Origin of the sequence: Bradyrhizobium sp. STM 3809 (assembly GCF_000239795.1) — a bacterium.
Taxonomy (GTDB): Bacteria; Pseudomonadota; Alphaproteobacteria; order Rhizobiales; family Xanthobacteraceae; genus Bradyrhizobium.
In genome coordinates, this window is sequence record NZ_CAFJ01000379.1 from 1 (window position 1) to 8,156 (window position 8,156).

At 65.4% G+C, this 8,156-nt stretch carries 6 protein-coding genes and 1 pseudogene; 3 read left to right on the plus strand and 4 right to left on the minus strand.

What is annotated here, in order from left to right; genetic code table 11:
- Positions 1–146, minus strand: a pseudogene (locus tag BRAS3809_RS37395) (PLP-dependent aminotransferase family protein); the annotation flags it as partial.
- Between the two features lie 177 nt (positions 147–323).
- Between BRAS3809_RS37395 and ribB the strand changes: the two are divergent.
- From ribB to BRAS3809_RS19400, 3 genes are all read left to right on the plus strand, one after another.
- The gene (gene ribB / locus BRAS3809_RS19390) at positions 324–1,400 is read left to right on the plus strand and encodes a 3,4-dihydroxy-2-butanone-4-phosphate synthase (RefSeq protein ID WP_008963766.1); all 1,077 of its coding nucleotides are present in this window, start codon (positions 324–326) and stop codon (positions 1,398–1,400) included.
- Positions 1,401–1,464: 64 nt separating this feature from the next.
- Positions 1,465–2,679 (plus strand): acyl-CoA dehydrogenase, encoded by a 1,215-nt coding sequence (locus BRAS3809_RS19395; RefSeq protein WP_008963767.1) that lies wholly within the window; start codon positions 1,465–1,467, stop codon positions 2,677–2,679.
- 189 nt (positions 2,680–2,868) lie between these two features.
- Positions 2,869–3,786, plus strand: coding sequence for an MBL fold metallo-hydrolase (locus BRAS3809_RS19400; RefSeq protein ID WP_008963768.1), 918 nt, complete (start codon positions 2,869–2,871; stop codon positions 3,784–3,786).
- Between the two features lie 94 nt (positions 3,787–3,880).
- Here BRAS3809_RS19400 and BRAS3809_RS19405 read toward each other — a convergent pair whose 3' ends face one another.
- The 3 genes from BRAS3809_RS19405 to BRAS3809_RS19415 all read right to left on the minus strand — a co-directional run bounded on the left by BRAS3809_RS19405 (position 3,881) and on the right by BRAS3809_RS19415 (position 8,038).
- Positions 3,881–4,759 carry a DUF1499 domain-containing protein gene (locus tag BRAS3809_RS19405; protein ID WP_008963769.1) on the minus strand — a complete coding sequence of 293 codons (879 nt, stop codon included), beginning with the start codon at positions 4,757–4,759 and terminating at the stop codon, positions 3,881–3,883.
- A 277-nt stretch (positions 4,760–5,036) separates the two neighbouring features.
- Positions 5,037–6,242: an ABC transporter substrate-binding protein gene (locus BRAS3809_RS19410; RefSeq protein ID WP_008963770.1), complete on the minus strand. Its 1,206-nt coding sequence runs from the start codon at positions 6,240–6,242 to the stop codon at positions 5,037–5,039.
- Positions 6,243–6,409: 167 nt separating this feature from the next.
- Positions 6,410–8,038, minus strand: coding sequence for a fatty-acid--CoA ligase (locus BRAS3809_RS19415; protein WP_008963771.1), 1,629 nt, complete (start codon positions 8,036–8,038; stop codon positions 6,410–6,412).
- Positions 8,039–8,156 lie beyond the last annotated feature (118 nt).

The window sequence follows — 8,156 nt, forward strand, 5'->3', positions numbered from 1 at the left end:
TCGGCCGCCGCGCGCAGATCGTCCACCGGCACGGCATCGGCATCGTTGTTGCCGCCGACGAAGCTGTATTTCGCCAAGCCGGTCCACCGTGCGGCGGGCGCCGGCAGCCCGGGGCCGAGGAGCGGTGCAAAATCGAATGCGGCCATGAGGCGCGGCTCCCTTGTTCTGGATTTGAGGCGACTTTAAACAGATACCAGGGCGCTTGTCCTCGCAGGACAGGCTCTTTTCCGGGGAAGGCGGCCTTCCAGCAGCGGTTCCGCTGCTCTGGCACGCGCCCGCGATCCCGGTTAAAGCAGCCCCCGGAAAAGCAGCGAGACTTTGCAATGGCCGACTCGATCCAGGAAGTTCTGCACGCCTTCGCCAAGGGCGAGATGGTCGTCGTGACCGATGACGACGACCGCGAGGGCGAGGGCGATCTGATCGTTGCGGCCTCGCTGTGCACGCCCGATAAGATGGCGTTCATCATCCGCCACACCTCCGGCATCGTCTGCGCGCCGATCACGGCCGACGACGCGCGGCGGCTGCGGCTCGACCCGATGGTCGCGCACAATGATTCCAACCACACCACGGCCTTCACCGTCTCGATCGACTACAAGCCCGACGGCGGCACCGGCATCTCGGCCGAGGAGCGCGCCTCGTGCTGCCGGGCGCTCGCCAATCCCAATGCGGGCGCCAATGATTTCGCGCGTCCCGGCCATATCTTCCCGCTGATCGCGCGCGACGGCGGCGTGCTGCTGCGCTCGGGCCACACCGAAGCCGCGGTCGATCTCTGCAAGCTCTCGGGGTTGCCGCCGGTCGGCGTCATCTCGGAGTTGATGAACGACGATGGCACGGTCATGAAGGGCGAGCAGGTCGTCCGCTTCGCCGCCGCCCACAATCTCAAGCACGTGACGATCGCCGACCTGATCTCCTACCGGCAGGCGCGCGAGAAGCTGATCGAGCGCGTGTCGACCTTCACGACCGAGAGCCCGATCGGACCGCTGCAAGGGTTCGCCTATCGCTCGCCGTTCGACCCGATCACCCACGCCGCCTTCGTCTACAACGGCATCGGCGACGGCAAGAACGTGCTGACGCGGCTGCACAAGCCCAACATCGTGAAGGATCTGATCGCGGGGCCGCAGCGTATCCAGGCGGTGCTGCAGCACTTCAAGAAGGCTGGCCGCGGCGTGCTGATCTATCTTCGGGATGGCGCGGCCGGTGTTCCGGTCGAACCCGTCGCGGAGCCGCATACCGCGGAAGCCGATCGCCATCGGCAATGGCGCGAAGTCGGCGTCGGTGCGCAGATCCTGCGCGATCTCGGCGTGAGCTCGATCCGGAACCTGACCTCGTCGGCCCATGACTACAAGGGCCTGTCGGGCTTCGGCATCGAGATCGTCGCCAATGAGCGGCTTGAAGGCTGAACGGCCAGGATTTAACCTCCAGACGGCTGCGACCCGTGCGCAGCGAGACGCGAAAGGACCATTCATGAGCGCGCGCCCTCAGGCAAAGGACAAGCCGGCCCAGTCGAGCTTCCAGTGGGACGATCCCTTCCTGCTGGACGAGCAGTTGACCGAGGACGAGCGCATGGTGCGTGACACCGCGCGCGCCTATGCTCAGGACAAGCTCTTGCCGCGCGTCACCAAGGCCTATCTCGAGGAGAAGACCGACCGCGAGATCTTCAACGAGATGGGCGAGCTCGGCCTGATCGGCATCACGCTGCCGGAAGAATATGGCTGCGCCAATGCGAGCTACGTCGCCTACGGCCTCGTCGCGCGCGAGATCGAGCGGGTCGATTCCGGCTACCGCTCGATGAACTCGGTGCAGTCCTCGCTGGTGATGTATCCCATCTACGCTTACGGCGACGAGAACCAGCGCAAGAAATATCTGCCGAAGCTCGCCAGCGGAGAATGGGTCGGCTGTTTCGGCCTGACCGAGCCGGACGCGGGCTCTGATCCCGCGGGCATGAAGACGCGCGCGGAAAAGGTTGCCGACGGCTATCGCCTGACCGGCAGCAAGATGTGGATCTCCAACGCGCCGATCGCCGACGTGTTCGTGGTGTGGGCCAAGTCGGCTGCGCATGACAACCAGATCCGCGGCTTCATCCTCGAGAAGGGCATGAAGGGCCTGTCGGCGCCGAAGATCGGCGGCAAGCTCTCCTTGCGCGCCTCGATCACCGGCGAGATCGTGATGGATGGCGTGGTGGTGCCGGAAGACGCGCTGCTGCCCAACGTGTCCGGTCTCAAGGGCCCGTTCGGCTGCCTCAACCGCGCCCGCTACGGCATCTCCTGGGGCGTGCTCGGCGCCGCCGAGGACTGCATGCATCGGGCCCGCCAGTACACGCTCGACCGCAAGCAGTTCGGCCGTCCGCTCGCCGCCACCCAGTTGGTGCAGAAGAAGCTCGCCGACATGGAGACCGAGATCGCGCTCGGCCTGCAGGCAAGCCTGCGCGTCGGCCGGCTGATGGACGAGGGCAAGATGGCCCCGGAGATGATCTCGATCGTCAAGCGCAACAATTGCGGCAAGGCGCTCGACATCGCCCGCGTCGCCCGCGACATGCACGGCGGCAACGGCATCCAGATCGAGTACCAGGTGATGCGCCACGTCTCCAACCTCGAGACGGTGAACACCTATGAGGGCACGCACGACGTCCACGCCCTGATCCTCGGCCGCGCCATCACCGGCATCCAGGCGTTCTTCTAGTTCGCCTGGTCGTTCTCGGGGACGCGCCTTGCGTCCTCAACTGTCATCGTCCGCGAAAGCGGACGATCCAGTACGCCGAGACGACAGTGATCAGTCGAGACGCCACGGAGTACTGGATACCCCGCTTTCGCGGAGTATGACGGCGGAAGGGGGGGCGACGAATGGCCCCCCGCGCAGGTAAGGCAAGCCATGTCCGACAATGACGACGTCCCATTCAATCGCAACTTCCCGCTGGCTGCGGGCGTCGTCGATGAGGTGCGCCCGGGCATCCGCCGCGTTCTCTGCAACAATCCAAGTCCGTTCACCTTCACCGGCACCGTTAGCTACATCGTGGGCACGGGCAAGGTCGCGATCATCGATCCCGGCCCGGACAACGAGGCGCATGCGCAGGCGCTACTCGATGCCGTGAGGGGCGAGACCGTCACGCATATTCTCGTGACACACACGCATCGCGACCACTCGCCGAACACCGGCCGGCTCAAGGCCGCCACCGGCGCGACCGTTTACGCCGAAGGCCCGCATCGCGCCTCGCGGCCGCGCTACGAGAGCGAGAAGCACAGTCCCGAGTCCGGCGTCGATCGCGACTTCGCGCCCGATGTCATCGTTGCCGATGGCGACGTCATTGAAGGGCAGGGCTGGCAGCTGCAGGCGGTCGCAACCCCGGGCCATACGGCCAACCATCTCGCCTTCGCCTGGGGCGAGCGCAGCACCACCTTCGTCGGCGATCACGTCATGGGCTGGGCGACCTCGATCGTGGCGCCGCCCGACGGCTCGATGGTCGACTACATGGCGTCGCTGGAGCGGCTCGCGGGCCGCCCCGAGGAATTGTATTTCTCAGGCCATGGCCCGGAGATTCCGGAGGGGCCGCGATACACGCGCTTTCTGCTGCGCCACCGCCAGGCGCGCGAGGCCTCGATCCTGCATCGCCTCGCCAAGGGCGAGGCCGATATTCCGACCATGGTGCGCGCGATCTATATCGGCATCGATCCACGGCTCACCACGGCGGCAGGCTATTCCGTGCTGGCCCATCTGGAAGACCTGGTCGCCCGCGGCATTGTCGCGACGGACGGCGATCCGGTGATCGGCGGCACCTATCGCCTGGTTTAGGCGAAGAGCGAGGAGGGAACAGCGAGCAGGAACGAGAGAGGCGGTCGGAAGCAGGCATTCCCTATTCGCTACTCCCTGTTCGCCATTCGCTCCTTCACTTCTTCACCGTCTTCGCGTTCGCATTGCCCTTCGCCACCGGCGGCGGCGTGACCTTCTTCACCGGCTTCTGAGCTTCGGTTTCGGCCGCGCTCGACAGGTCCTCGAGCAGTTTGTTGACCCGGGAGGCGTTGCTGCCGAGGTCGGAATCGAAATAGGGCGATCCGGAATAACGCGAGGCGGAGCGGACATCGATGCGCGACTCCTCGCCGTCGGGCTTGATGCGGATCGAGATGTCCTCGCGGAAACCCATGATCGGCGTCCGGGCTACGGCCTCGATGCGGCCCTCGCGGCGCGGCGGCTGCGGCGCGCGCTCGTCGACCACGAACCATTTGCGGCGGTTGACCAGCTTCAGGGCCACCGCATAGGCGCGATCCGGCGGCAGTTCGACCTGCACCGGCTCGATGTCCGGATAGAAGGTGCGCTGCTGCTCCCAGGAATAGAGGCCGGCATAGGCCGCCGTGTTGGTGCCGTCGCCATTGCGCAGCGGCGCCAGCGCCTCGAAGCGCGGCGGATCGACCGGATCGGTGGTGATGTCGTAGATCTTGGGGAGCTTGCGGTTCTGAAGCGCGAGATAGCCGGGATAGGCCAGCACCACGGCGTCGATCATGAAGGCCAGCAGGACGCGGCTCATGCCGCGGCTGCCATTGTGCCAGATCGCGACGAAGGCGGCGAGCCCGAGCAGGATCGACAGCACGGCGAGCCCCAGCGCGCCGAAGAACGTCGCCAGCGCCGGCTTCATCTCCAGGAAATCGAAGCGCAGGATCAGGATCGAGACCAGCACGGCGACGACTGAGAATACCGCCAGGTTGCGGGTCCAGGTCGCGAGGCTGGAAATCGGCTCCGACAGATAGGGGGCGTGAAACCTGCGGGCCATCGTGTCAGGAACTGCCGGGTTGAAGCGCCCCCGGGGAGCGGGGCGGGAGATCCCGCTTGAGACCATGGGCCTCGCCCAAATTCAAGGGGGAGTCTGCGGCCGCGGTCTTCCCGCCGGCCGAAGAGGCGGGCGGCCGTGGCCCGGTTCTGACCGCGGTCAGTGACCGAACGCCGCTGTGGCCGACGTCGATGCCGTGCGTGGGGCTCCGGATTCGCCAGCGCGCCACGACGGCCCGCGGGAAAGGCCGCAGCCTCACCCGCAAGCCGCCGCGACGGGATCAGTGCCCGTGCGCCAAGGGACAGGCGGAGTCGGCGAGCTTGCCGAACGCTTCCTCGCCCGACATGGTCTGGACCACCTTGTAGTAGTCCCAGGGGTACTTCGACTCCTCCGGCTTCTTGACCTGCATGATGTACATCTCATGCTCCATCAGTCCATCGGCGCGGATCTTGCCGTTGGACGTGAACATGTCGTCGATCTTCATCTTGCGCAGCTGGTCCATCACCTTGTCGGAGTCGGTGGTGCCCGCCGCCTTCACGGCGTTCAGATAGGTCAGCGTCGCCGAGTAGTAGGCGGCCTGGTTCATGGTCGGCTCGCGCTTGGTTTTCTCGAAATAGCGCTTGGCGAAGGCGCGGGTCTTGTCGTTGAGATCCCAGTACCAGCCGGTCGTGAGGTAGAGCCCCTGCGCGGTCTTCAGGCCGAGACTGTGGATGTCGCTGATGAAGGCGAGCAGCGCTGCCGGCTTCATCGTCTTGGCGATGCCGAACTCATCGGCGGCCTTGATCGAGTTGGTGAAGTCGTTGCCGGCATTGGCGAGGCCGAGCACCTGTGCACCCGAGCCCTGCGCCTGCAGCAGGTAGCTGGAGAAGTCCGACGTGGAGAGCGGCACGCGCACGGCGCCGACCACCTTGCCGCCGTTGGCCTCGACGACCTTGGAGGCGGCCTCCTGCAGCTGAGTGCCGAAGGCGTAGTCGGCGGTCAGGAAGAACCAGCTCTTGCCGCCCTGGCTGACCATGGTCTTGGCGGTGCCGTTGGCGAGCGAGGTCGTGTCGTAGGCATAGTGGACCGTGTAGGGCGTGCAGTCCTTGCCGGTCAGCGAGGCGCCGGCGGCGCCGATCGCGATGAACGGGATCTTCTTCTCCTTGGCCGCATTGGCCATCGCGAGGCTGACGCCGGTATTGGAGCCGCCAAGGATCATCGTGACGCCGTCGCGATCGGCCCATTCGCGAAACTTCTGAGCGCCGACATCGGGCTTGTTCTGATGATCGGTCTCCATGAACTCGATCTTGTTGCCGAGCACGCTGCCGCCGAAATCCTCGATCGCCATCTTGGCGGCTTCGACGCCGCCCGGACCGATCACGTCGGCGTAGAGCCCGGACATGTCGTCGATGTCGCCGATGACGACCTTGTTGCCGGCCGCGTGAGCCGCCGTGGCGGCCAGCGAGGCTCCGAGCAGCCAGGGCAGCAGGCGTATTGAATTTCGCATGGTGGCGTTCCCTCGTTTCTTATTGATGCGGGACCATAGGAACCCGGCCCCAGGCTTTCCAATAGGTCTTTGGTTCAACCGAGGGCCAGGGAACTTTTTGGCGGGAACGCAAACGGCCCCTGCGTGGTCGCAGGGGCCGTCTGTCACGCGCGGAGCGGGAGTCGCGGCTACGCGGCCGCGTTCGGGAAGCGGTAGGCCTTGAACTGCTCGCGCAGGGCGGTCTTGAGGATCTTGCCGGTCGCGGTGTGCGGAATGCCGTCGACGAAGGCGACGTCATCGGGCATCCACCACTTGGCGATCTTGCCTTCCATGAACTTCAGGATGTCCTCGCGCGTCGCGGTCTGGCCCTGCTTGAGCTGAACGATCAGGAGCGGCCGCTCGTCCCATTTCGGATGATAGACGCCGATGACCGCCGCCTCCGCGACGGCCGGATGCCCCACGGCCAGGTTCTCCAGATCGATCGAGGAGATCCACTCGCCGCCCGACTTGATGACGTCCTTGGAGCGGTCGGTGATGCGCATGAAGCCATGGGCATCGACGGTGGCGACGTCGCCGGTGTCGAAGAAGCCCTCCTCGTCGAGGATCTTGGTGTCGACCTTGTAGTACGCCTTCGACACCGCCGGACCGGACACCTTGAGCCGGCCGAACGTCTTGCCGTCCCACGGCAGCTTGGCTCCGGCATCGTCGGTGATCTTCATCTCGACGCCGAACGGCGGGAAGCCCTGGGTCTGCAGGATGTCGAGCTTGGCGTCGCCCTCGGCGCCGAGGAACGGCGGCTTCAGGGTGGCGAGCGTGCCGATCGGGCTCATCTCGGTCATGCCCCAGGCGTGGCGCACGCCGATGCCCATGTCGAGGAAGGCCTGGATCATCGAGCGCGGCATCGCCGAGCCGCCGCACACCACCATCTTCAGATGCGGCAGCTTGAGGTTATGCGCCTGCATGTGCTGCAGCAGCATCAGCCATACCGTGGGAACGCCGGCGGTGTAGGTCACCTTCTCGGTATCGAGCAGTTCGTAGACCGAGGCGCCGTCGAGCTTGGGGCCGGGCATCACCAGCTTGGTGCCCATCGAGGGCGCGGAGAACGCGATGCCCCAGCTGTTGGCATGGAACAGCGGGACCACCGGAAGCATTGTGTCTGCCGCTGAGGTTCCGAGCGAGTCGCAGTTGTTGGCCATCAACGCATGCAGCACGTTGGAGCGATGCGAATACAGCACACCCTTGGGATCGCCGGTCGTGCCGGACGTGTAGCACATCGCGGCTGCGGTATTCTCGTCGAACGTGCCCCAGGTGAAATCGCCGTCGGCCTCGCCGATCCAGGATTCGTAGGCGACCGCGTTCTTCAGCGTGGTCTGCGGCATGTGCGCCGCGTCGGTCAGAACCACATACCGCTCGACGCTCGGCAGCTTGTCGGCGAGCTTCTCGAGCAGCGGCACGAAGGTCAGGTCGGTGATGACGATCCGGTCCTGGGCGTGGTTGATGATCCAGCCGATCTGCTCCGGGAACAGCCGCGGATTGACCGTGTGACAGATCGCGCCGATTCCCATAATGCCATACCAGACCTCGAGATGGCGGCCGGTATTCCAGGCGATGGTGGCGACGCGGTCGCCGAGCTTGATGCCGTCGCGCGTCAGCTTCTGGGACACTTTCAGCGCGCGGTCGTGGATTTGCCGGTAGGTGGTGCGAACGATGGGACCTTCGACCGAGCGGGTCACGACCTCCTGGGAGCCGTGAATTGTCGCTGCATGCTCGATGATCCGGTGGCAAAGCAGGGGCCAGTCTTGCATCAAACCAAGCATCAGGTCGTTCCTCCGGGTGGTATTCGCTTTACGACAGCGAGGGTCTTTTGGTCGGTTTCGTGAGTTTTAGCGCGCGCCGCAGCGGGCGCAAATGGCCTTGTGGCGGCGATGACGTCGC

Coding starts and splice junctions, on each gene's coding strand:
- ribB (WP_008963766.1), top strand. CDS start 324: ATGGCCGACTCGATCCAGGAAGTTCTGCACGCCTTCGCCAAGGGCGAG.
- BRAS3809_RS19400 (WP_008963768.1), top strand. CDS start 2,869: ATGTCCGACAATGACGACGTCCCATTCAATCGCAACTTCCCGCTGGCT.
- BRAS3809_RS19410 (WP_008963770.1), bottom strand. CDS start 6,242: ATGCGAAATTCAATACGCCTGCTGCCCTGGCTGCTCGGAGCCTCGCTG.
- BRAS3809_RS19415 (WP_008963771.1), bottom strand. CDS start 8,038: ATGCTTGGTTTGATGCAAGACTGGCCCCTGCTTTGCCACCGGATCATC.
- BRAS3809_RS19405 (WP_008963769.1), bottom strand. CDS start 4,759: ATGGCCCGCAGGTTTCACGCCCCCTATCTGTCGGAGCCGATTTCCAGC.
- BRAS3809_RS19395 (WP_008963767.1), top strand. CDS start 1,465: ATGAGCGCGCGCCCTCAGGCAAAGGACAAGCCGGCCCAGTCGAGCTTC.